Below are 22,708 nucleotides of genomic sequence, written 5' to 3'. Positions count from 1 at the left end.
CACCTCGTCGAGCTGGAGACCGACCACTCCGTATACGCCAACGACCCGGCCGACTTCGCGGCCGCGGTCTGACGCAGGCCCGCAGCCGGCACTGCCTGCAAGCCCCTGGCCGTCACCAATGTGCAGAGACTGCAGGCCTAGTGACCTGAGGGCTCCGCCGCCGCACCGGTACCCGAACTGCCCTCTGTCGCAGCGGACGTGGAAAGCCTGTCCGTTCCGGCGTCTTCCTGGCCGCTGCGGCTCCCCGCGCGGAGCCGCAGCAGGGCCAGCGGGGTGAGGAGTACGGCCAGGAGGCCGCCGGCGAGGCCCAGCGCGGGGAAGCCGGCGCCGGCCACCACCGCGCCTGAGGCTGCCCCGCCCGTGGCGCCCGCGAGGGAGATGCCGACGTCGACGAGGCCTTGGGTGCGGGCCCGGGTGGCCACGGGGAGCGCGTCCGTGATGAGGGCGGTGCCGCTGACGAGGCCGAAGTTCCAGCCGAGGCCCAGCAGAACCAGGGCCGTGGCGAGCGCGGCGACGGAGTGCGGCGGCGCCAGAGCGGCGAGCGTCCCCGCCGCGAGCAGCGTCGTCCCGGAGGCCGCGGCCAGCCACAGCCGTCCGATGCGGTCGACAAGCAGCCCCGTGAGCGGCGACGGCAGATACATGGCGCCCACGTGCAGGGCGATGACCAGGCCCGTTGCCTGGGTGCCGTGCCCGTGGGCCTGCATGTGGACCGGCGTCATCGTCATGACAGCGATCATCACGAGCTGGGTGAGGATCATGACGGCGGTGCCGGTGGCCAGGCCGCGGGTGTCCTTACGTCCCGCGGTCCCGGCGGCCGCCCCCGGCTCCGCCGTCGCCTCCTCCTCGGCGGCTCGCTCGCGCGCGAGCAGCAGCGGGTCCGGGCGCAGGAGGACGGCCAGGGCCAGGGAGGCCGCACCGTACGCGGCCGTGGCGAGGAGGAAGGGGCCCGCGAGGCGCGGTATGCCCCAGACGTGTGCCCAATTGCCTGTCACATGGACGAGGTTGGGGCCGATGACCGCCCCGAACGTCGTCGCGAACAGGACGGTGCTGACTGCCCGGCCACGCCGCGCGGGCGAGGCGAGGTCGGCCCCGGCGTACCGGGCGAGAAGATTGGCGGCCGTGCCCGAGCCGTACACCAGCAGGGAGACGAACAGCAGCGGCACGCTGTCCGCGACCGCGGCGAGCACGACGCCGAGGCTGCCGACCGCGCCCGTCCCGTACCCCAGGGCGAGCCCGGCGCGGCGGCCCCACCGCTGGCAGAGCCGCCCGATGCCCAACGAACCGAGCGCGGCGCCCCCGGTGAACAGTGCGCTGGGCAGCCCGGCAAGGCTCGTGGAGCCCAGCATCTGCTCGGCGAGCAACGCCCCGACGGTGATGCCGGCGGCGAGGCCCGCCCCGCTCAGTGCCTGGCAGAGGACGAGGACGGTCAACACACGCCGCTGTGCGGGGTGTTCGGGTTCGGGCGTCGGTCGTCCGGCCTGCGAGAGGCGTGCCGCAGAGGTCACGCCGCGCCGATCGGCTCGGCGGGCGCGTTCGGCTCCATCGGTTCGAGCGCCGAGATCTCGTCCAGCGGCATGTCCATGTGCTGGTGCAGGTAGCGCACGATGGTCCAGTGCGGCAGCGCACCCTCGTCGAAGGGCCCGAACTCCCGGCAGTACAGCGGGATCCAGCGCAGCGCCTCCTCGGCGGCCTGCTCGCGGCCCGGCTCGGCCTGGTAGTCCTCGTAGGCGATGCTGCGGTGGTGGATGAAGTACCGGCCCGGCAGGCGCTCCTCGCACAGGGCGACGTATTCGCGGGTCTGCAGGATCAGGTAGTGCCAGATCTCGTCGATGGCCTGCTCGACGGGGAGGAAGAGGCCGCTGAGCCGCTCGCGGTACTTCGACACGAGGTAGAGGTAGCGGAGGCACTCGGTCACCTGCCGCTCCACGTAGGCGTGTTCCTCGCCGGTCTCCTTCACGAAGTACGCGACCACCTCGCCGTGCAGGCCGTGGCCGAGCAGTTCGCGCAGGTCCTCGTCGGTGACGGTCGTGGTGGGCGCTTCGTGCGCCGCGTGCGGGTCCTGCTGGTTGTCCATGTGGTTCTGGTCGTTCACGTCGTTCCCCTCGGATGCTTCCCTCGGTGCTGCCCCGGGGTGTCCCGGCCTTCGCTCCTTCTGGGGGCGGCTCCCATCAACTCCTCGCCAGCCAGGCGTACTTGCCTGAGGCGCCGATGGGGATGTGGTCCCGGTGTTCGACGCGGCAGGCGCGCCCGGTCAGCGCGGAGACGGAGCTCCCCAGTGCTTCGGACTCCTCCGTGCCGAGCGGCTTGCCGTCGAAGGTGGTGCAGCGGAGCACGGCAGACTGTGACCCGCGCCCCTCCGTTTCGGCCTCCGGCAGCAGCAGTTGGTGCACGAAGACGCGGGGTGCGGCGGTGGCGACCCGCTCGTCCAGGTCGCCCGCCGCGACGGGCCCGTCCGGCCCGTCGAGGAGCTCCTTCTCCCGGCCGCAGAACGAGACGATCTTCTCGGGGTCCGGCGAGCCGTCCCGCGTACGGGCGCAGTCGCCGGAGCGATAGCGGACCAGCGGCATGTGCGGGTTGCGGACGCTGGTGACGATGAGGGAGTAGAGGGTGCTGCCCGGGGCGACGGGGAGGAGCTCGACGCTCATCCCCTCCAGGTACGGGCGGTAACTACCGGTGCGGTCGCTGTAGAAGAGGTAGCCGAGCTCGGTGCTGCCGAAGAGGTCGACGACCGGGCAGTCGAACCGGCTCTCCAGGAAGTGGCGTACGTTGCGCGGCGTGTACTCGTACGCGGTGATGATGCTCGCCGGGCGCGGGAACGACTCCGGGTTCTCCCACAGTCCGGTGTCCTCGGCGTGGCGCACGAGGTGTGCCAGGTGGTAGCCGGAGCAGTCCAGGTGGTAGCGGCCCTCGGGGTGCGAGGCGGCGATCGCGCGCAGCTCGCCGAGCATGCGCTCGACATCGGCACGCTCCCACAGGGCGGGGTCGAGACGCAGGTTGAGATAGACGGTGCGCTCGTCCAACCGCCGTTCCTCGAGAGAGGGTTCGGCGCCCGGGGTGCTTGCGTCGCCGCTGGAGCTGGAGCTGGAGCTGGAGCTGGAGCTGGAGCTGGAGCTGGAGCTGTCGCTGGCGTTTGCGTCCCGCCCGCCGTCGCGCTTCTTCGCATTCACACGGGCCACGTGTTCGGTCGCCAGGACGGTGGTGAGGGAGGCGCGTCGGCAGCCGTCCCGCCAGGTGTGCGCGATGTCGGGGTGCTCGCTCCACAGTCGGTAGTAGGAGCGGAGCAGGAAGTACGGGGGGCGGATGAGCTGCATCCGCGCATGGTTGGTGCCGGTGGACAGGACGTACTCCGCCGCGCCGGCCGCGAGGGCGGCCTCCAGCCGCGGCGTCATCCAATTGTCCGGGAATCCGCGGGCGATCTCGGGCTTCTCCAGCACGGGGAAGTGGCCACGCGCGACGGAGTCGCGGTAGATCGGTATGTCCTTGACCTGCTCTATGACGTCGGCAGTCGGCTGGCCGTCCATGGTCGTCCTCGAAGGATCGGGAGCGTGGGGGAGGGGGCGGGCCGCGGCCGGTCCTGTCGGTCCGGCCGCGGCCCGCCCTGGACCGCCGCTGTCGCCCGGGTCGGTGCTCAGCCGCAGTCCTTGATCGTGCGACCGGGTGCGTTCTGCTTCAGGAGATGCAGCCGGTCTTCGGGGCGGCACTGATGCAGCCCGCCTTGGGGGCGGCGCTGATGCAGCCGTCCTTGGCGGCGGTCGCCGAGTTGGCGGCGACCCAGCCCTGCCAGTTGGCGTCCTGGGCCATCTTCTTGACGAGCTTCTCCATGTCGACCTCCGCAAATGTGGTGGGGACAGCGGTACGACGACCAAGATCCGTACCGCCCGATTGAGCGTAAAAGGGGCCCCAAGGCAATGTCAAAGGTCAGTAAAGTGAACTGGTCGACGGCTGGGTGGAATTGGCTCGAACTGATCGTTAACGGGTCTGCGCCTTCCGAAAACTCCATCCTCCGTGCACTTCACGCGGCATGCTGGTACTCGCGGAGGGTTCCGCCGAGGCGGTCTCTCCGGCGTACTTTCAGTTGGGTGGTCTGTGCGTTGGAGAGTGGTTCGGGGGCAGCGCGGAGGGGTGCTGTCTGATCTGTCCCTGGGTGGGGCCGGTGGGCGTTGTAGTGTGGTTCGAATTGGTGGAGCGCGTGGCGTAGATGGCGCTCGTTCCAGAGGAGGGTGCGGTCCAGGAGTTCGTGGCGGCAGGTCTGGACCCAGCGCTCGATGATGGCGTTCATGCGCGGGATCCGTATGCCGGTGCGCACCAGTTGGATGCCGGCGGCCTGGGTGACCCAGGCCGCAGTGGGGTGGGCTGTGGTGCCGAGGACGCGGATGCGGCGGGTGGCGTGCTCGATGACGGCCAGGGATGAATTGGCGCTGGCCGGTCAGGGTGACGGTCTCGATGAAGTCGCAGGCCAGGAGAGCGTCGGCCTGGGAGCGCAGGAGGCCGGCCCGGGTGGTGGCGGCCCGGTCGGGCGCGGGGTCGATGCCCTGGGAGGTGAGGATCTCCCAGACGGTGGAGGCGGCGATCTGGATGCCCGGGGTGGTGAGCTCGCCGTGCACCCTGCGGTAGCCCCAGGATGGGTTCTCCCGGACCAGTCGGAGAATCAGCGCGCGAATTGAGCGGATTGTGGGCGGTCGACCGGGCTTCTTCGTCCGGCAGGGGCGGGCATGCGCCGCTTCATCAGGTCGCGGTGCCGGCGCAGCACGGTGTCGGGCTGGGCCAGTAGTCGTAGCCGGTGCAGGAACTGACGGGGCAGTGGCGCCAGCAGGGCGGCGCGGAACGCCCGGTCTTGCGGAGTGAGTTTCACCTGGTCCGAACCGAGTTGCCGCTCGAGAACGGCTATCTCGTGGCGAAGGGCGAGGATCTCCGCGTCCTTGGTGCGGTCGCTCATCGGCAGCAACCGCAGTGCGGCGAATGTGTTGGTGATGGTCAGGTACGCGAGACGAAGCAGCACGAGTGCTCGTCCTGCCGCACCGTCGAAGACGCTCCTGATCTGCATGGGCGACATTCTCGGCAGGCGCAGAGTCGCCTGCGTTTCAGGCATTGCCGACGTCGACGGGTAGCACGTCCTCGAGCGCGCCGAGTGGGAATGGATGACACAACAGATCGCCAGAGGGTGGGCGTAGGTCGGGTTCCGCAGAAGGCGTCTCCTTCCAACGGCTGAAGACCTGGAAGGTCTCCCGCGATCCGGAGTATGCGGCCAAGAAGGCTGATAGTGACCTTTGTGGTGATGTAGCCGATCGGGGTGTGGGTGTGCGCGGGTGTCTGCCCGGGGCGCACGCCTGATGGATGGGGGTGGCCCCTCCCTGACCAAGGGGTGGGCCATCGTGCAACTCTCCCTGCTGCCTGCTGCCTGCGGCTCTGGCCCGTAGTCGGTGAGAGTTCAGATCCGCCGCTGCCGAGGGCCTGGCGGACGTCGGGATCGGTGACCGTCTGTCCGCCGACGGCGAGCAGGCCGGGTACGCCGACCGGCAACGGGCGTCCCGCCCCCGCTTGGGCAGCTCCTTGCGTGCGGACGGGCCCAGCGCTGCCGTTAAACGAAGGAGATGACGAACGGGCACTCCGGACCGTGCCGATCCCCCCGCGCCTCGTAGCCCGCGATATAGGAATCCGTACGGCTGACGTGGACGATGTTCCCGTCGACGGTGCAGCGATCGCCCGAGCGGAGCAGGGTCCACAGCGGATCGGTGTCCTCGATCGGATGGAGGGACTCGGCACCGGAGTAGGTGATGGTGACTGTGTCGTCGTCGTGGTGGACGCTCTCTCCGTCGAAGCCGTACATGCGAAGCTCGGAGACGCACAGCAGCGGCTTGGCAAGAACCTGTTCGATCGCTTCGGCGTAGTAAGGGAGTTCGCTGCGGATGACCCCGAGGAGGCGTTCGGCGGACTTCATGGTGGCGGGGCAGGAGTAGGAGCAGGGTATGTACGGGACTAGGCCGTACAGGGTGTGCCTGAGGTAGGGGTTGCTGAGGGGGGACGGCTTGCCCTGGGTATTGCGTAGTGCCGCGTAGTAGGTGTTGTCGTCGTTCCAGTTGTTGCGCTGCCGAAAGAAGTCCTGGCAGCACGCGGGGTAGCCGAGGGCCTCACCGAAGGTGTCGTGGTCCGCCCAGTGTTTGTCGACGACCTTGCCGTCGACGATCAGCGGATACCAGCCGGAACCGACTACCCGGTCCAGAGCGGCCTGGTCACGGGCGAGAAAGACATGGGCCTCGGCGCCTTGACTCAGGTCGGGCACGAACGCGGCCCGGGTGGTCGTGAGGCGATCGGGGGGCACCTGGGAGACCTGGGGCGAGAACCTGTCGAAGCAGGCGTCCACGTGGTAGCGGAGACCGAGTGTTTCGGTGAGCGCGCGCAGGGCGTGCCAGCCGTCGCGCGGGACCCACAGATCCATCGCCGGTTTCAGCCCGTTCGCCACGGCGATCAGCGTGGGGAGTTGGGCTCCACCGCGCGTGGCCTCCGCCAGATCCCAGTACCGGCTGGCCCGCAGTTCTCGTTCTACCGCTTCCGTCGCCGGCAGGTTCACCGGACGTATCGAGGCGGGGCCGGGCTCGGTTTCGTCCGGCAGGCGCAGGCCCCATGCCAGGGCGCTTGTGGTCGTGCGCACGTCCTGGTCGACGGAGAGCGGGGACCGCCGAGCCATGAGGGTTTCGGTGTGCGTGAGGATGTAGAGCGCTTCGTCCCGGCGGCCGAGATGGCGGAGCGCGAACGCATAACACTGCCAGAAGTACGGACTCTGCGGATCGTGACCGACACAGGCCGCGTAGCGCACGGCGGCGGTGCTGTAGTCCTCGGACACGTAGGCGAGATGTGCCGCAGCGAGGTCCGGGACCAGGCCATCGCCGGGGACGGTGTCCGGCAACATGCCGACGACCGCCCCTGCGCGTAGCTGATGCAGGTGACGTATGGCCACGAGCAGGGAGTCCCCCGGATACCAGCGGCGGACGATCGCCCCGAGGTCCCAGTCGTCAGGAAGGCCCAAGGCGTCCAAGGTGGCGAGGGTGGCGGCATTGCTGCGGGCAGGTCGGGCCACAGGCGCCGGCGCGGGTGCCGGGGCCGAAGCCGGGTGACGTTCGTCCCAGCGGGCGCGGTGCGCGGCGCGCTCGGCGTCGATGCGACGGCGTTCGTCCGGCGGGGGTAAGGGCAGGGCCCGGTCGCATACCTCGATCCGATCGGTGACCGCGTCGACGAACGCGGCACCCAAAGGTGTCAGGGGGGCGGCTCGCAGTTCGCCCAGCCCGTCACGGACCTGGCGGACGATCCCGTAGCCGCGGTTCACGACGCTGTGCGGGTCCAGACCGCCGGCGTCCGGGCTGTCCAGGACCGCCCGGTAGAAGTCGGCGACGCTCACGAAGCTGTAGACGGCGTGCAACAGTCCGCTCAGCGGCCTGGCGTCGTCCCGCCAAGGCGAGTAATGGACGGCCTCGCCGGAGTCGTCGGCGAGCAATGGGTCGAGCGGCAGGACGGCGTTGAGCTTCTGGTGACCGTATTCGTGCACCAGCGCCTCCGCGGTCTCCATCCGCTCGCCCAGCGCCAGTGCGACCAGACCTGGCGCCTCACGGAAGCTGCCGCTCACATGCACGCGCGATGGATCCGGGGACAGGACCGGGACGATGACGCCAAGCCCGCCGCCGAGCTCCTCGGCAAGGGGCGCGCACACGGCTCCGATGAGGTCGAAGTGGCTGTTCAGCTCGTCGTGCCAGCGCCGCCCCTCGACGGGATCCAGCTCGGCGTACGTGAACCGGGCCCGTCCGCCGAGCCGCAGGTCCTGGTCGAGCCAGTTGAGCTCCATGCCACCAGCGAGGCGTGGTACGCGTAGCCGTTGTTCGCTCCAGGCCAGGCGGCCGTTGTCCACAGTCAGGAAGGTACGGGTCCATGGCGCCTGCCCCTCCAGGACCAGGCCGGAACCCGGCAAGCTGATCCGTCCTGCGGCGTCCGCGCGGACATCAGCCGTCAGTCGCCCCTGGCCACACACGAGCAGCGCCGACAGCGCGAAGCGTGCGAACTCCCGTAGATGTGGAAGGAGATGCATCTCGGGAAAGCGCTCGGGGGCTCGCCGCCCGACCAAATTCCAGGCGACATCCACCCAAAACGACGCACTCGGATGGTTGAGTACCCGCTTCTGCACGTCGGCCGGAGCTGTGCCGATTGCCTCAAGGCTTTCCTGGAAGCCCGACTCCGCCAGAGCGCCGGGGGCCCTCTCGGTGAGCAGCGACGCCAGCCTGCGGATGCCCACCAGGGTATGGAGGTACTGGGCCGCGAAGACTGCGCGGGTGGTCCCTGTCCAGCCAGTGGGAGCCACCAGCGACGTGATGGTGGTCCGGTCGAGCCTGGGGACGGTCGCGGTCATCCTGTTTTCCCCTCCTCGCGTTCGACGAGTCTGGGCAGACGTCGTAAGTCCGTTCTGGCCGTGCCGGTGATCACACGGATGAGCTTCTTCAGATCGGCGCAGTAAACGGACTCGTTCCGGAATCCGTTCCTCTGGGAGTATCTGTGCGGAAAGTATCCGCCGCCGCATATCCGGACCAGTTCACATGCCTGGCAGGTCTCCCCGAGAGTCCGCCACTTGTCCTGGCGCGCACGTACCAGCGGTGACTTCAGCGCGGTGTCGAAGCTGTCGTCGAATATGTTCAGCCCCAGCTTGCAGGCTCCCGGGTAGGTGACCTTCAGGGTATCCACCGCCTGTATCTCCCCGTTGGTCTCCACCACGGTGAAGTCGACCGGTTGCAGCCCCCACTCCTCAGAACTGTCCGCGGCCCCCAGGTAGAGCGCGATGACGTCGCGGAACCGTCTGATCCTGACAGGCTGCGGGCGTTCCGCGTACCACATGTCGAAAATGCTGAGCAGCCAGTCCGCGTACGGGGTGGTGTCGAGCTGTTCCTTTCCTGGAGGGCGCAGGTCGTGATGGCCCAGCGGCAGGAGGAAATCGATGGACGGCGGATCGAAGGAGCGGAAATAGGAGTAGGTCTCGGCCGGGTCCGCCGCAAGGTCGATCACGGCGAGGATCCCACCCCACAGCCCTCGGGCCCGCGGGCTGCTCAGCAGGTTGATCGAACGCTCCACCTGCGAGAAGGACGATCTGCCCGCGTGGTCCAGACGGTGCCGGTCGTTGACGGCGCGCGGCCCGTCCATGCTCAGCCCGAAGGAGACGTCCCACTCCCGACAGAAGTCCAGGACTTCCTCGGTGTACGCGGTGCCGTTGGTCTGTCCGTTCCAGCGGATCCTGACGTCCGGCGCCGCCCGCGTCACCGTCTCGCAGAGCGCCCGGAGGTAGTCCAGACCCAGCATCAGCGGCTCACCACCGTGGAGAGTGAGGTCCACCTGTTCCAGGTCGTGTTCACGGGCGTGCTCATTGATCCGACGGCCGAGCTGAGCGGCGGTCTTCAAAGACATGCGCGTCGGCTGCGACCGCCACGACTGGTCCGCGTGCCGATAGACGTAGCAGTAGTCGCAGTCGAGGTTGCAGCGGGAGGCGACTTTGCAGATGAAGGATTTGAACGGCTTGATCCCAGAATCCAGGACCGCGTCAGACACGACCGGACCACGAAGAGGAACTGTGTGAGCTGAAACTGCTGAAACTGCTGTGGCTGCTGTGATGATTGTGCTGCGACGCCAACACGGAGTCCGCACCGCTGAATATCTCCAGCAGCACGTTGCCAAGTGCCGTGCCTCCTAAAGAGTCGATCGACATGAGATCGAGTTCCGCGAGTTCGAGGTCGATGCCATCTGATTCCGCATCTGTAGGATCATGCTTTTCGGCCATCTGCGCCTCCAGTCCTTTGGTCCCGTACATGCGGCCTCCGCGAATCACGATCCCCTTTTGTCGATACGCCGTCAACACACCCTGCTCAACAACACGCACTCGCTGCCCCAGTACTGCAGCCGGAGATCTTGAGGTGAGTGATTCTTTTCCAAGCTGGCGGCGCTGAACGCGAGTTGGACAGTCCTGCGCAGCGACGAACTCCTGGTAGACGGGTTCTCGACCAAGATCACCCGTGTCTGCCAGGAGCTTCGTGTGCTTGTCTGTCCGTCCGCGATTGATCTGTACAGCCGCACCTTGCGGTTCCTGACCGGACGACAGACCGTCAGGCAGCAGGAGATCGGGACGCGTTGGCGGCGTCTTCCCGCCTCGCGACAGGCCCTACTCGCCCTGGCCCTGTGCGTGCCGAAAAATACGCCCGTGCACTTCAGCAGGCAGGCCGGCGCTCGTGGATTACGCCGCTGAGGCGGTCGTGTCGGCGAATTTTCAGGCAGTCGAGCTGGTCTGCCTCGAGGGGGTCCGCAAGTGCTGATCGATCCGCCCCCGCACTGCGACGTCTCTGCTCCCCGTGTCTACCTGTGCACGTAAAACAGGCACGAGACGGTTCGATGTCGAAGCGTGAACAGCGGGGTAACCCGGCTGCCGTGAATCGGAGCTGCAGAACGCCTCCGGTTTCCGTCGCTGACCGACGACCTTCGGGCGCGGGCGGTGGCTCGCGTCAGCCGGTGAAGGCCTGGTCGCTGTCGCGGTGTGCGCCCCAGCCGTGCCAGCGTTCGACCTCGATCCAGGCGCTGATACGTGTGCGCACCCGGTCCGCGTAGGGCTTGCCGGTGTAGAGGGCGGCGATGCGGTCGGCGTCGGTGAGGCCCTCGTCCTCGTGCAGCTCGACGACCCGGCCGATGAGGGTGACGTGGGTGTACCAGTCGCCTCCGTCGAGGACGGTGAGCGTGATCCGCTGGTCCCGGCGCAGGTGCTTCAGGCGGACGCGGCCCTCGTCGAGGCTGATCAGTGCCCGGCCGTCCTCCCACGCGTACCAGGTGGGCGTGGACACGGGTGCGCCGTCGGAGCGCAGGGTGGCCATGACGGCGGGGTTGGGGCGGCGCAGCAGTTCCTGGGCCTCGGGCGGCAGTGGCGGCCTGGACATCGCGTTCTCCTTCTTAGTTGTGCGCTCTTAGTCGTGCGCTGCGGATGCCACGCGGACGAGGCCGTCCAGCCAGGCCTGGTGACCGTTGAGCATCGGGTTCGGGCGCTCGTCGGCGAGGGCCGCTGCGGGCTCGCCGATCTGGGATTCCTGGGTCAGGACGCGCACCCGGTCGCCGGGCAGGTCCTCGACGAGCCATGCGTGCAGCACGTCCAGCCGTTCCTCGGGCCCGCCGTCCTGCCGCGCCGTCCAGGAGAGGCGGCCAGGGACGTCCCGGGCCGGGGCCTGGAACTCGACGACCCGGGCGGCCAGGGGCGGGAAGCCGAACGTGCCGAAGCTGAAGGCCAGGCCGTCCGTCAGCGCGGGGCCGCCGCCATCGGGGAAGGAGATGTCCGCGACATTGTCGTAGTACGACTCCCAGGCGGAGGTGTCGGTCAGGTAGTGCCAGATCCGGTCGGCCGGCACACCCTGGACGATCACCTCGTTGGACACGAAGTTGTCGGTGGTGCCGGGGAGGTACCTCTCGGGCCAGTTGATCGCGTTCTGCGTGGTCATGGGGTCTCTTGCCTTTCGGGGGATTGCGGTACCGACGGTAGGCCGGGAATCCATTCGCATACCAATAGGTGTTTCGATTCCAGCCATCGGGACTCCGATGCGAAGGGGCGCTAGGCTCGGATGTCATGAGTGACCACAGGCCCGCCGCGAAGGCGCCCACGGCCGCGAACCGACTGCCGTCGCACACGGATCTGAATCTGCTGCGCACGTTTCTTGGGGTCTACCGCTCCGGTTCGTTCACGGCAGCGGCCCCCGGGCTCGGTCTTTCCCAGCCGACCGTGACCGCGCAGATCCGCACCCTGGAGCAGCAGACGGGGCGGGAGCTGTTCGCGCGGCTGCCCCGGGGCGTGGAGCCGACGTCGTACGCGCACGAGCTCGCCGGGCAGGTCGCGGCCCCGTTGGACTCGCTGGCCACGCTGGGGGACACCGGCGCCACGGCGGCGCCTGTGCATCTGGCCGGGCCGTCCGAACTGCTCTGCGTCCGGGTGCTGCCCGCGCTGGCGCCCCTGGTTGCCGAAGGCGTCCAGCTGAGGGTCGCGCAGGGACTGCCCGATCCACTCCTGGAGGAGATGCGATCCGGACGGCACGACCTGGTGATCACTACACGGCGTCCGCGCGGCCGGGCGCTGGAGTCGGCGCCCCTGGCCGACGAGGAGTATCTGCTGGTCGCGAGCCCGGCGTGGGCAGGCCGCGTCGAGGGAGCCGACGACGTGTGCGCGGCGCTGAGCAGTGTGCCCATGGTGACGTACGCGGAGGACCTGCCGATCCTGCGCCGCTACTGGCGCTCGGTCTTCGGCAAGCAGCTCACCGCCCGCGCGTCGGTCACGGTGCCCAATCTGTACGCGGTGCTTTCCGCGGTCAACGCGGGCGCCGGCTACAGCGTGCTGCCGCGCTCGCTGTGCCAGGAGTACCTGGACGCCGGCCGCCTGGCCCTGCTGCACGATCCCGAAGAGGCCCCGCTCAACACGCTGTTCCTCGTCCAACGACCGGGTGCCGACACCAATCCTGATCTGGTCCGCGTACGCGACGCCCTCAGGCAGGCCGCGCTCGACTGGTAGTCCTGGCCTGGTCAGTTGACGAACCCCCGGTGTCGGAGAGCCAGGTACGCCACCGAGGTGACGGCCAGGATTCCGGCAGACACCAAGACCTCGTAACAGGATCTTGCTGAGGTGCCCTGGTCAGGCGGGATCGGTGTGATGATCTGGCCGTTCAAGGCGTTTGGCGACTCGGTCACGGATCGTGGACGACGACGTGTGGGGCACAGGGCGAACCGCTGCTGACGCCCTGGCTGCAGCGGCAAGGTGTGGACTGATGACCGGAAACCGAGATGGCGCCGAGCCCTCAGGGCCGGAGCTCGACAGATGGCAGCAGCGTCGAAGTTTGCCGGCCGCCCGGTGGAGCTGTCGGCGCCCCTGCTGAGGATCGTTCAACAGCTCTCATCGTGCCGTAGGAGAACGAGCGAACCTTTCACGGCCTTGTGGCGTCGAAGGTGCGGCAGGCCGCAGGTAGCGGCAGCTGAGGGAGGTCGGTTCATGACGGGCAAGCAGACGGTCAGTTGGACGGCGCGCAGAAGGTTCGCGCGGTCCGTGAGCGTGCGAGCGGCGCTCGCGACGGCGGCCCTGTTCATGTCCACGTCCTGTGCTGGTGCAGGCACCACGCAAGGTGGTGCAGACAGTTCCTGCGCGGCCCTGCTCGAGTACGAGGGCCGCACCTATCTCGGCCACGGGCTTCATCCCGACAACAAAGGCGACAGCGACGACGTCAGGGCGGGCAGACGGTTGGGCACAGGCACCATCCCCGGATGCGACGACACTCCCACCGACGATGATCAGGAAGCGACTGCGGAGCCGGTAACCGTGTACGCGATTGAGGGTGTGGACCCCGTCTACGCCGTGACCGTGGACCATCCGGCCGGCGGAACCCTCTACATCGAGCAGACATCGAAGAAGACCCTGCCGGAGCTACGGGAACTGATCAAGGCCCAGGAATTGGACGCGGCCACCAAGTGAGGCGCATCCGCGGGAGAAGTGCTCTCCTGTCATGAGTGGCGGGTGTGTGCAGGGTGCCGTCCTGCATGCACCCGCCGAGGGTCAGTGGCAGCAGGTGAACTGTGCGCCTGCCGAAAACTCCATCCGCGCAGTTCAAGCGGCAGGCCGGTATTCGTGGATGACTCCACCAAGGCGGTCTTTCCGGCGTACCTTCAGCTGGGAGACCTGGGCGGTGGTGAGTGGTTCGGGAACGGCGCGCAGGGGTGCTGTCTGGTCTATCGCTTGGTGGGGCCGGTGGGCGTTGTAGTGCAGTTCGAACTGGCGGACCGCACGGCGCAGGTGGTCCTCGTCCCAGAGGGGGGGGTGCGGTCCAGGAGTTCGTGGCGGCAGGTCTGGACCCTGTGCGTGCCGGAATCCATGTCACCCCTGTGCGACCTGCGAGTATTCGTGGATGAGGCCGCTGAGCCGCTCGCGTCGGGACATGCGGGGTTTGCCAGTGGCGGTAGTTGGTTCGGACTCGGTGAGTCGGCCTGGCGCCCGTTGTCCGAGGGATCGATGCGGCCGGTGACTGTTGTAGTGCTCCGTGTACTCGTCGAGGACGAGGCGGAGGTGGCGCTCGCCGGTGATCAGGATGCGGTCGGTGGCCTCGCGTCGGCATGATCCGATCCAGCGTTCGGCGATCGCGTTCATCCGTGGCACGGCGGGCAGTGTGGGGATGACGCGTACGCCGGCTGCTTGGAAGACGGCGCCGAAGCTGTCGGTGAAGTAGGCGCCGCGGGCCCGGACGAGGAACTTGATGGACTCCGCGCGGTCACCCAGGTCCATGAGGTGGTTGCGCGCTTGCTGGGTGGTCCAGGGGCTGGTCGGGTGTCGAGTGATGTCGGCGGTGTACACGCGGCGGGCGCCATGGTCGATGAAGGACAGCACGAACCAGCGCCGCAAGAGGACGGTGTCGATGTGGAAGAGGTCGGTGGCCACGATTGCTGAGGCCTGCGCTGTGAGGAAAGCAGTCCATGAGCGGTCCGCGCGTTGCGGTGATGGGGCTGTCCCAGCCTTCTTCAGTATCTCCCAGACGGTCGAGGCGCCGACCTTGCGTCCCGGACCAAGCAGTTCGCCGTGGATCCGTCGATATCCCCACCCCGGGTTCTCCCGCGCGAGGCACAGGACCAGGTGCCGCAGTGCTTCCGGCTTCGGAGGTCGGCCAGGGCGGCGGTGTGGCTAGGTCCACTTCCGGGCGACGAGACGCGCGTGCCGGCGTAGGACCGACCGTGGTGTGACCAGCAATGCCGGCCGGGCACGCTGCTTCTTGTTCACCATCCGGAGCAGCGCTGCCATGACAGCCCGATCGCTCCAGGAAAACCGAGGCCGTGGCTGGATGCGTTGCGCGACAGCGAACTGGTGCCGGAGCGTCAAGATCTCGACGCCCTTCGCCGCACTCGACCGGGCAAGCAGCACAAGCCATCCGAAGAGCTGGCACGTTGGTTGACAGATCAGACGTGCCGCCACGACCCAGCATGATGCCGCACAGCACCCGCCGGCCTCCCGAGCTCGGGTAGATCCGAACTTGCAGGTCATTTCGGGTGACACGGTTTCCGGCGCCTACAAGGGTAAGTCCAACGCGGACACCGCAGCCGAGCTGTACATGAGCGTGGCGACAGTGAAGGCCCACGTGAGCCGGGCCCTGACCAAGCTGGACCTTCGACAACCGCCTCCAGATCGCGCTGCTCACGCATGATGCGGGCGTGCTGGACGGGGACGCCGGGGACTCGTAGACCAAAGTCGGTGCGCTCTCGACCTTCGGCCGATGTGGTGTGGACAGGGCACGCCGTTGACTGAAGCCATGACGACGGACATGGCTTCAGACACGACGCCGGACCGCTCCGGACCGACGGACCTGGCAGGTCGGGCCCTCGCGCCCGACTTGGCGCGCGGCTTCATGCTGCTGTTCATCGCCCTCGCCAACTCCCATTACTTCCTTCAGGGTTCGAAGGTCATCGGGGGCTTCCCGCAGGGGGGATCCGTGCTCGACTCGACGACCGCCTGGACGATCTCGACGTTCGTCGACGGCCGGGCGTTCCCGATGTTCGGCCTGCTCTTCGGTTACGGGCTGGCCCAAATCGTGCGACGGCAGGTGGCATCCCGGCCGCGGCCACGCGACGTCCGGCGCCTGCTGTGGCGCCGCAGCCTGGCCCTCGTGGTCGTCGGTACCCTGCACGCGCTCCTGCTGTACGTCGGCGACATCCTGGCCGCTTACGGTGTGCTGCTGTTCGCGGCGGCGTGGATGGTGCGCTGGAAGGACCGCTGGCTGGTGCTCACGGCCGTGCTGTTCTTCGTACTCCTTGCGCTGCCGAACGACGGTTCGTCGGCCGTGAGCAGTGATCCGCCGCATGTGTCGATGTTGCCCCCGGACGTAGGCACGATGATCACGAGCCGCCTCGCTGTGGCCCCCTTCGTGGCGCTCCTCGGGCCGATCGGATTCCTGTGCCCGCTCGCGGTCGGCCTGTGGGCGGGCCGCCGCCGGATCCTGGAGCGGCCCGAGCAGTACCGGACGCTCCTGCGGATCACTGCCGCTGCCGGAATCGGGACAGCGGCGCTCGGCGCTCAGCCTGCCGCGCTGATCGCCACCGGTTTCGTCGCCACCCCCGGCCCGCAGATCCTGGAATGGACCGGCCCGCTGCACGATGCGACGGGTGTACTCGGCGGGTTCGGTTACGCGGCGCTGGTGGCTCTGGTCGTGGCGCGGATCGGCGCCCGGCGGGGACGGGTGGTGAGCGCCGTCGCCGCCACCGGCCAGCGCTCGATGACCTGCTACCTCGCCCAATCGGTGGTCTGGTCCGTGGTGTTCACGCCCTTCCTCCTCGACCTCTCCGGCACTCTGACCGTCACCACCACAGCGCTGCTCGCTACCGCCACCTGGTGCGCGACCGTGCTGCTCGCCTCCCGGATGCAGCGGCTGGGGCGGCGCGGCCCCTTCGAGGTACTCGTGCGGCGTGTCACCTACGGCAGGTCGGACCGGACCAAGTCTCCCACCGCCACTGCGAGTTGATCACACACGACACCTGCCACCCAAGATCCTGACGGCCATAGGAACCACCCCCATGACGGCGGCTGACGTGCGGCGGGACGGCGGACTGCTGAGCAGTCCGCCGTCCCGCGTACCCGCTTGGAGGGCACGGCGACGGCGTCGTTGTCCGCCCCGTCTTCTCCCGGACCGATCGGCGGCGCATTGGGCCAGTAGGTCGGTGTGGGCCGTCTGCGCTGCTCGTATCCCCGATTCGCGCGCGCCGTCGATGAGCCCGGACCAACCGTCCGCGTAATCGGAGCCCGCCAACACCACCTGTCCGAAGTCCGAACGGCCGTTGGGTTTTTGGGAGCAGCGGCAGCTGGCCGGGGCGCCGGCGGAGCAACGGGGCCGGGCACCGGTCCGCGCTACGGCCTCTTGCCGCCCGCCTTCACGAGTTCGCGGGAGATGGCGTCTTCGTCCTGACCACGCACCGTCTCTTCCAGACTGGGGTCATCCCGCGGCGAGAACTGCTCACCCTTGGCGAAGTCGTCCTCGTTCAGCACCCGGCCGCACCACTCCCCTCGCCCCACCACATGCTCGTCGAACGGCACGGCGGCACCCTCTCCGAGGACGACCCACTGCCCGGCGTCCCAGCGCAGGGCAAGGACGTATGCGTGACCGGTCTCCAGCCGAGGTGCGTCCGGAGCCGTGCGCTTGACCCGATTGCCGTTCCGGTACATCGACCAGCCGGGGGCGGTCATGTCGAAGGCGCTCCCCATCTCGTGCCGGGGAGTATCGGCGGACCACAGCACCTTCTTTTTCCGGAACGTCACCGACCGGTCGACCGTGTACCGCACCGATCCCTTGTCGTAGTCCTTCCGGTTGATCTCCCGCTCGGAGGCCGGCAGGGCCACCACCACGTGGTCCGCACCCGCCTTCCAGTCCGCCGCGGTCTGAGACGCGTACGGGTCATTGGCCAGGCCGCAGCCCACCACGGTACGCAGCCCTTCCCGGCCGATCAGCACGCTTGCGGTGATTCCGGCGAGCGCCAGCATCGCCACCGCGAGTCTGCCGGACTGCGGTGGACGGACCATGAACATCAACTCAATGCCCCCGTTCTCGAACAGCGTTGTTCTATTCGGTTTGTCTATGCATTGATCACTTTTCTCGTCGGTTGGTTCCGTGACGGTTTCTGCCGTGAGCGGCATGCGGGAACGTGACCGTGCGGGGCAGCAGGGCTCCGCGCCCGTTCCGGACCACACGGCGCCCGCGATCGTGCACGCAGTGATGCCCTCAGTGCCGCGTGCCCGCTCCAGTCCAGCAGCGTCCGCCCGCATGCCAGTTGACCATCCGGCTACTCGCCACCACTGCTCAGACCAGGCGTCACCGACGGAGCGTCGTCCATGCCGAGCAGCACACCGCCACTCAGTCAAGAAGGGGCTTCCCCAACGGCGTTGGGGTGTTCCGTTCCGTTCTACGAAGGGGTGACGGACGGCGACGTCCTTCCCGCAGGCGTGGGGGCGTATGGCGTCGGGTGTACCTGTGTAGCCCACAGGCGCGGGGTGTTCCGCAGGCGTGAATGCCGATGCCGAAGCTGCAACCGTTCTCCCTGCCATTGCGGGGGTGCCGCCGTGGGGCGCTCGACGGCATGCAGACCCGCGTCCTGGAGTGTGCAGAACGACGGATCCGCGAACGAGGCGACAAGCGGTCGCGCCTGGGTGCGATTCCTGCGCAGGGATCGTTCTGCCTGCTCAGCGCATCGGGCCGCGCGTTGATTATTCCGTGGTTTCGCAGGGCGTACGTCCGTAGAGTCGGCCGGACCAACAACGAGCGGGGGTGGAGCCAATGAAACTGGCCGAGGCACTGGCGGAGCGGGCGGATGCAACACGTCGCGTCGAGCAGCTGCGCTCACGCGTCGTCGACAGCGCGCGCTATCAGGAAGGCGAGACGCCCGCGGAGGACGCGCCGCAGCTGCTGACCGAGGTCGGCGAGGTACTGGACCGCCTCGAACTGCTGATCCGGCGGATCAACCGCACCAATGCCACCGTGCGGATCGGCGAGGACGGCACCCTCACCGACGCACTCGCACGTCGGGACGTGCTCCGCCTGCGCCACTCGGTGATCAATGCGGCAGCGGACGCGGCCGCGGGATCGGGCAACCGGGGTTACGGTCGGCAGCTGCGCTCCGAGCTGGTGATGCTCTCCGCGCTCTCGGTCGCCGAACTGCGCGCGCAGGCCGACGTCCTGGCACGCGAGATCCGTGAGATCGACGTGCGTATCCAGCGCGCGAACTGGGAGGTCGATCTGCTGGACTAGACAGTCCACGGAGTTCATGACGATGTGGAGCAGGTAGCCGTGTCGGAGGCGTGCACACACCGAGGGCCGGCGGTTTCCGGTCCACTCCTGGCGCGTGAAGAGCAACGCGGGGGTTCGACTCCCCACGAAACAGTGCAGCTCAGCACCGCGTACAGGTGACAGTGCACCGCGCACAGCACATCACCACGTGCAGATCCGAGACGGTGAGGGTGGGCTCGGGGCTCCCCACATCACAGCAGACCCGGCGAGCCGCCACGCAGCAAGGGACTTCCCCGCCACCATGGGGTGTTCCGACCATGTCCAACCTCGTCGACACCCCGTCGCCGTCTTCCCCGCCAGGGTGGGGGTGCTCCGCGCCTCATCTGGCGCAGAATGCTGGTGCGTGGCTCCTCGCCCTCCTCGCTGCGGCAGCAGGCGCTGGACCCGGCGCCCTCGTCGTCGCAATAAGAAGGGCGAACCTGGCTTCCAGCAGAGTTTCCATCGATCGCTGACGTGAATGGCGCGACCACGACTGTCCTCACAGCCTGAGCGGTGTAAACAGCTCGTTCAGAACCTGAACCACAACTCATCGCAACTTGGCATGCTGCCTTCACGAGCAGGTCCTGAGCACGTCGATGACGAGTAGCCGTGAGGCCGGCCTGCGGCTCAGCGCATGGTCAAGTCACCCCCCCCTTTCTTGAACACGTGATCCAGATACGCTACGGTGGAGCCATGGCAAGGACCCGGGAATTCGACACCGAGGCGGCGGTGAGCCGCGCCATGGAGCTGTTCTGGGTACGCGGCTACGAGGCAACTTCGGTGCGTGACCTGACCCAGCAGTTGGGGATCGGGCAGGGATCCCTGTATGCCGCGTTCGGCGACAAGGAGGGCTTGTACCGGGCGGCCCTGGAGCGATACCGCACCACCCTCGCCGCGGCCGCCCTGCGCAGCCTGGAGGAGGGAACGGACGCCCGGTCGGCGATTCGCACGATGCTGCTCGAGCGGATCCGGATCGCTGTCGAAAACGACGGCCGGGGCTGCCTGGCAGTCAATGCCGCCTGCGAGCGCCTGCCGAAGGATGCGGGGATCCGGCGCACCGTGCGGGACATGCAGGACGCCAGTCGGGACGCGCTCGCGGAGGTGTTGCGGGTCGCGGCGGAACGGGGCGAGATCGCGGCGCGGCACGACCCGTATGCGCTGGCGGCTTTCCTCGTCACGTTCCTCAACGGACTGCTGGTCTCTTCGAAGATCACCCCGGAAGTCCACGCCCTGGCCCCCCTCGTGGAGGTCGCCCTGGCCGCCCTCGACTGATTTTTTCACGCCCGCAAACTGTATCGGACGATCCAGAAAAGGTCGGGTCCCGCACAAGCACGGGATCCGGCGACATCCACCCCTGCCCCATCGACCACCGAGGAGGCACCATGCCCCCCGCGCCCAACCCGAGCACACTCGCTCTCGGCGACAGCCGCTGGAACACCTTCCCCGCAGCCGGCACCACCTTGACAGCCCGCGACTTCTTCACCGCCACCGAGCCGCTGTTGCAGGGAATCATCGATGACAACGCCCTCACCAGCGCCGACGGCAAGGTACTGGAGGACCAGATCCGCGCGACCCTTGCGCTCGGCACACGGGAGACCTCCCTGCCGCTGGCCATCGGCCCGGACAGCGCCTCGGCGGCACGTGAACTGGCCGCGCAGGCCGAGACGATCGGCCGTGAGCTGGCCTCCTGGGCCACCTCGGCCCTGGAGAAACTGCTCACCAGCCGGATACCACTGCCCGCCGGACCGCTGGTCGTCCGCAGCCACTGCTACGGACACCTGCTCACCCCTCCCGCGGCCGATCTGCTCCTCGGCCGGCGCGGCGGACCCGTCACGATGCAGCTCTACAACGAGTGGCTGCACCAGATCGTCCTCCTGCGCGACGCCCTGCTGCCCTTCACCAACTGGCAGGACGTTCCGCTCCTGATCACTCCAACCGGGCTGCGGCACACCGAACCCGCCCGCGACGCCTTCCTCACCGAACTGCTGGTCCGCCAGATCCGGCACTCCAGCATCGTGAACTTCGCCCGCCACGTCGTCACCGGCACCGGCGGTCCGGCCGGCTACGGCTTCGAGGCGCGCGGCGGCACCGCCCTGCCCGCCGTCCTCGACCAACCACCCCTGAGCGCGCCACGGCACCTGCTGACCTGGCGTGCCGACCCAGCCGCCGAAGACACCGTCACGTATGTCGCCGAAATCCAGGACTACTACGCCGCTCCCCGCACGCTCGTCGAGGACCTGCCGCCCGCCATCACCGCATCGGGGCCGCTCACCGCCCGCACCGGCCCCGGGCCGATCGCTGACGGGACGCGCAGCGCCCACATCGAGATTACCCACGACGGCACCACCACCCACGTCGACCTCGGCCAGGCCCTGCGCGGTCACCGCTTCGCCCATCGGGCGGAACCCGCCGCAGACGACGCACACTCCGACGCCGCGCCCCGCACCGCAGCCGTGTGGTCCGCGCTGCGCGCACCGGGGCTGGTGTGGACGCAAGCAGGCGACGTCACCCTGAACGCCACCGGCCAGGACGATCTCGTCGTGCTGGCCTTGCTCGGCCGGCTCTACCCGGAGAACGTCATCCTGTGCCCCGCCGGCCGTTCCGCTGCCCCGACCACCTCGGAGGGCACCGGACCGAGCCATCTGGTGACTCTCGTCGAGCCTCCGCAAGCCCACTGACACCCGCACACATGGCGAAGTACCAGGAAGGTTGGCGAACATGATGTTCGATCATGAGGCAACGCCTGTCCGCACGGGCCGCGCCGCGGTCAATGGAACGAGTCTGCACTACCGCACAGCCGGGTCCGGCCCCGCAGTGGTGCTCCTGCACGGCGTGCCCAAAACCAGCTATCACTGGCGCCACCTCGTCCTGAAGCTGACGCCCCACCACACCGTCGTCGTGCCGGACCTCCGCGGTCTCGGCGACTCCGCCCGACCGTCGGACGGCTACGACTCCGCGACGATGAGCGACGACATCGCCGAGCTGATGAACCACCTCGGCCACGGGACATACGCCGTAGCGGGTGAGGACTGGGGAGCGGTGATCGGCTACCAGCTCGCCGCCCGCCACCGCGACCACGTCAGTGCCCTCGTGTTCGCCGAGGCACTGTTTCCCGGATTCGGCTTCGAGGACCACACGGCCCTCACCCCCGAGAACGTCTCCAGCGGCATGCACCTGTGGCATCTGGGCTTCTACTTCCAGCCCGACGTACCCGAGATGCTGATCACCGGGCACGAGCGCGAGCTCATCACCTACATGATCAAGAACGAGCGCAGCCACCCCGACACCGCCACCCCCGACGCGGTCGACGAATACGTACGCTGCTACTCCATGCCCGGCGGCATCCGCGCGATGCTCTCGATCTACCGGGAGATGCTCGTCGACGCCGAACAGAACCGGCAAGCCGCACAGAAGAAACTGGACATCCCAGTCCTGGCCCTGGGCGGATCGGCGTTCATCGGTGACCGCAACGAGTCCCAGATGCGACTCATGGCTCACGACGTCACCGGGCACGTCTTCGACGCCGGCCACGACCTGGCGGAGGAAGTGCCCGACGAGATGGCCGACGCCGTTCTTCCGTTCCTGGCCACGCATCTGTAACCGCTCCTGACCGCCGAGGTTGGCGAGCTGAAGTGGCATGCACGCAGTGGGGCCTCGTCACAACCACAGGTGTCGCCGCCTCACAGTGGGGGAGTGATGCTCTCCTTCTCGCCCTCCGTCAACCCGCTGAAAACTACTCGCAGCGAGGGTGTGACACGGCTTCTTCGCTTGAGTTTTGACCTCGGGGTGAGATGAGACGGGCGAGTGCTTCGGTGGGCTGGCAGATCCATCCGAGAAGAGGGTTGGTGACCACGAAGTAGTGGACGCTGACCTGGCCCCGCTCC

Annotated in this window: 18 protein-coding genes and 2 pseudogenes; 8 read left to right on the top strand and 12 right to left on the bottom strand. The window is 68.2% G+C overall.

What is annotated here, in order from left to right:
- Nucleotides 1-137 precede the first annotated feature (137 nt).
- The 10 genes and pseudogenes from ACY34M_RS18575 to ACY34M_RS18530 all read right to left on the bottom strand — a co-directional run bounded on the left by ACY34M_RS18575 (nt 138) and on the right by ACY34M_RS18530 (nt 11,498).
- On the bottom strand, nt 138-1,505 hold the full coding sequence (locus tag ACY34M_RS18575; RefSeq protein ID WP_462720312.1) for an MFS transporter: 1,368 nt from the start codon (nt 1,503-1,505) through the stop codon (nt 138-140).
- Nucleotides 1,502-2,074 (bottom strand): glycine-rich domain-containing protein, encoded by a 573-nt coding sequence (locus ACY34M_RS18570; RefSeq protein ID WP_462720435.1) that lies wholly within the window; start codon nt 2,072-2,074, stop codon nt 1,502-1,504. The genes ACY34M_RS18575 and ACY34M_RS18570 overlap by 4 nt, the downstream gene beginning before the upstream one ends.
- 94 nt (nt 2,075-2,168) lie before the next feature.
- On the bottom strand, nt 2,169-3,521 hold the full coding sequence (locus ACY34M_RS18565; RefSeq protein ID WP_462720311.1) for a hypothetical protein: 1,353 nt from the start codon (nt 3,519-3,521) through the stop codon (nt 2,169-2,171).
- A gap of 148 nt (nt 3,522-3,669) precedes the next feature.
- Nucleotides 3,670-3,822 carry a hypothetical protein gene (locus ACY34M_RS18560; RefSeq protein WP_266717401.1) on the bottom strand — a complete coding sequence of 51 codons (153 nt, stop codon included), beginning with the start codon at nt 3,820-3,822 and terminating at the stop codon, nt 3,670-3,672.
- Between the two features lie 190 nt (nt 3,823-4,012).
- A pseudogene (locus tag ACY34M_RS18555) lies at nt 4,013-4,999 on the bottom strand (integrase core domain-containing protein).
- A gap of 579 nt (nt 5,000-5,578) precedes the next feature.
- The gene (locus ACY34M_RS18550; protein WP_462720310.1) at nt 5,579-8,392 is read right to left on the bottom strand and encodes an aKG-HExxH-type peptide beta-hydroxylase; all 2,814 of its coding nucleotides are present in this window, start codon (nt 8,390-8,392) and stop codon (nt 5,579-5,581) included.
- On the bottom strand, nt 8,389-9,576 hold the full coding sequence (locus ACY34M_RS18545) for an FxsB family cyclophane-forming radical SAM/SPASM peptide maturase (RefSeq protein ID WP_462720309.1): 1,188 nt from the start codon (nt 9,574-9,576) through the stop codon (nt 8,389-8,391). The genes ACY34M_RS18550 and ACY34M_RS18545 overlap by 4 nt, the downstream gene beginning before the upstream one ends.
- Nucleotides 9,569-9,904: a hypothetical protein gene (locus ACY34M_RS18540; RefSeq protein ID WP_462720308.1), complete on the bottom strand. Its 336-nt coding sequence runs from the start codon at nt 9,902-9,904 to the stop codon at nt 9,569-9,571. Before ACY34M_RS18540 ends, ACY34M_RS18545 begins: the two co-directional genes overlap by 8 nt.
- A 616-nt stretch (nt 9,905-10,520) precedes the next feature.
- The gene (locus ACY34M_RS18535) at nt 10,521-10,946 is read right to left on the bottom strand and encodes a PPOX class F420-dependent oxidoreductase (RefSeq protein WP_462720307.1); all 426 of its coding nucleotides are present in this window, start codon (nt 10,944-10,946) and stop codon (nt 10,521-10,523) included.
- A gap of 27 nt (nt 10,947-10,973) precedes the next feature.
- The gene (locus ACY34M_RS18530) at nt 10,974-11,498 is read right to left on the bottom strand and encodes an SRPBCC family protein (RefSeq protein WP_462720306.1); all 525 of its coding nucleotides are present in this window, start codon (nt 11,496-11,498) and stop codon (nt 10,974-10,976) included.
- A 125-nt stretch (nt 11,499-11,623) separates the two neighbouring features.
- Between ACY34M_RS18530 and ACY34M_RS18525 the strand changes: the two genes are divergently transcribed.
- Together ACY34M_RS18525 and ACY34M_RS18520 are read left to right on the top strand one after the other, a co-directional pair.
- Nucleotides 11,624-12,556, top strand: a complete 933-nt coding sequence (locus ACY34M_RS18525; protein ID WP_462720305.1) for a LysR family transcriptional regulator — start codon at nt 11,624-11,626, stop codon at nt 12,554-12,556.
- A 474-nt stretch (nt 12,557-13,030) separates the two neighbouring features.
- Nucleotides 13,031-13,507, top strand: a complete 477-nt coding sequence (locus tag ACY34M_RS18520) for a DUF6281 family protein (RefSeq protein WP_462720304.1) — start codon at nt 13,031-13,033, stop codon at nt 13,505-13,507.
- A 399-nt stretch (nt 13,508-13,906) separates the two neighbouring features.
- On the opposite strand, the gene ACY34M_RS18515 is transcribed toward ACY34M_RS18520, so the two are convergent.
- The gene (locus tag ACY34M_RS18515) at nt 13,907-14,464 is read right to left on the bottom strand and encodes an integrase core domain-containing protein (protein WP_462720303.1); all 558 of its coding nucleotides are present in this window, start codon (nt 14,462-14,464) and stop codon (nt 13,907-13,909) included.
- A gap of 625 nt (nt 14,465-15,089) precedes the next feature.
- Here ACY34M_RS18515 and ACY34M_RS18510 point away from each other — a divergent pair.
- Nucleotides 15,090-15,258 (top strand): annotated as a pseudogene (locus tag ACY34M_RS18510) (LuxR C-terminal-related transcriptional regulator); the annotation flags it as partial.
- 68 nt (nt 15,259-15,326) lie between these two features.
- Complete coding sequence (locus ACY34M_RS18505; RefSeq protein ID WP_462724120.1) at nt 15,327-16,532, top strand: DUF418 domain-containing protein; 1,206 nt, start codon at nt 15,327-15,329, stop codon at nt 16,530-16,532.
- 383 nt (nt 16,533-16,915) lie between these two features.
- On the opposite strand, the gene ACY34M_RS18500 is transcribed toward ACY34M_RS18505, so the two are convergent.
- Complete coding sequence (locus ACY34M_RS18500; protein WP_462720301.1) at nt 16,916-17,698, bottom strand: hypothetical protein; 783 nt, start codon at nt 17,696-17,698, stop codon at nt 16,916-16,918.
- Nucleotides 17,699-18,335: 637 nt separating this feature from the next.
- Between ACY34M_RS18500 and ACY34M_RS18495 the strand changes: the two genes are divergently transcribed.
- The 4 genes from ACY34M_RS18495 to ACY34M_RS18480 all read left to right on the top strand — a co-directional run bounded on the left by ACY34M_RS18495 (nt 18,336) and on the right by ACY34M_RS18480 (nt 22,424).
- On the top strand, nt 18,336-18,806 hold the full coding sequence (locus tag ACY34M_RS18495) for a DIP1984 family protein (protein ID WP_462720300.1): 471 nt from the start codon (nt 18,336-18,338) through the stop codon (nt 18,804-18,806).
- A 711-nt stretch (nt 18,807-19,517) separates the two neighbouring features.
- Nucleotides 19,518-20,096, top strand: coding sequence for a TetR/AcrR family transcriptional regulator (locus ACY34M_RS18490; protein WP_462720299.1), 579 nt, complete (start codon nt 19,518-19,520; stop codon nt 20,094-20,096).
- A 110-nt stretch (nt 20,097-20,206) separates the two neighbouring features.
- The gene (locus tag ACY34M_RS18485; RefSeq protein ID WP_462720298.1) at nt 20,207-21,502 is read left to right on the top strand and encodes a hypothetical protein; all 1,296 of its coding nucleotides are present in this window, start codon (nt 20,207-20,209) and stop codon (nt 21,500-21,502) included.
- A gap of 40 nt (nt 21,503-21,542) precedes the next feature.
- Nucleotides 21,543-22,424: an alpha/beta fold hydrolase gene (locus ACY34M_RS18480; RefSeq protein ID WP_462720297.1), complete on the top strand. Its 882-nt coding sequence runs from the start codon at nt 21,543-21,545 to the stop codon at nt 22,422-22,424.
- Nucleotides 22,425-22,708: the final 284 nt, after the last annotated feature.

It is taken from the genome of Streptomyces sp. EDA2-14, assembly GCF_054963755.1.
This window is presented reverse-complemented; position numbering and strand designations above follow the sequence as displayed.

Excerpts from the sequence above, each read along its gene's own strand:
- ACY34M_RS18550 (WP_462720310.1), bottom strand. The coding sequence starts at position 8,392 with ATGACCGCGACCGTCCCCAGGCTCGACCGGACCACCATCACGTCGCTG.
- ACY34M_RS18505 (WP_462724120.1), top strand. The coding sequence starts at position 15,327 with ATGACGACGGACATGGCTTCAGACACGACGCCGGACCGCTCCGGACCG.
- ACY34M_RS18565 (WP_462720311.1), bottom strand. The coding sequence starts at position 3,521 with ATGGACGGCCAGCCGACTGCCGACGTCATAGAGCAGGTCAAGGACATA.
- ACY34M_RS18535 (WP_462720307.1), bottom strand. The coding sequence starts at position 10,946 with ATGTCCAGGCCGCCACTGCCGCCCGAGGCCCAGGAACTGCTGCGCCGC.
- ACY34M_RS18495 (WP_462720300.1), top strand. The coding sequence starts at position 18,336 with ATGAAACTGGCCGAGGCACTGGCGGAGCGGGCGGATGCAACACGTCGC.
- ACY34M_RS18530 (WP_462720306.1), bottom strand. The coding sequence starts at position 11,498 with ATGACCACGCAGAACGCGATCAACTGGCCCGAGAGGTACCTCCCCGGC.
- ACY34M_RS18490 (WP_462720299.1), top strand. The coding sequence starts at position 19,518 with ATGGCAAGGACCCGGGAATTCGACACCGAGGCGGCGGTGAGCCGCGCC.
- ACY34M_RS18500 (WP_462720301.1), bottom strand. The coding sequence starts at position 17,698 with ATGCCGCTCACGGCAGAAACCGTCACGGAACCAACCGACGAGAAAAGT.
- ACY34M_RS18570 (WP_462720435.1), bottom strand. The coding sequence starts at position 2,074 with ATGGACAACCAGCAGGACCCGCACGCGGCGCACGAAGCGCCCACCACG.
- ACY34M_RS18485 (WP_462720298.1), top strand. The coding sequence starts at position 20,207 with ATGCCCCCCGCGCCCAACCCGAGCACACTCGCTCTCGGCGACAGCCGC.
- ACY34M_RS18560 (WP_266717401.1), bottom strand. The coding sequence starts at position 3,822 with ATGGAGAAGCTCGTCAAGAAGATGGCCCAGGACGCCAACTGGCAGGGC.
- ACY34M_RS18480 (WP_462720297.1), top strand. The coding sequence starts at position 21,543 with ATGATGTTCGATCATGAGGCAACGCCTGTCCGCACGGGCCGCGCCGCG.
- ACY34M_RS18520 (WP_462720304.1), top strand. The coding sequence starts at position 13,031 with ATGACGGGCAAGCAGACGGTCAGTTGGACGGCGCGCAGAAGGTTCGCG.
- ACY34M_RS18525 (WP_462720305.1), top strand. The coding sequence starts at position 11,624 with ATGAGTGACCACAGGCCCGCCGCGAAGGCGCCCACGGCCGCGAACCGA.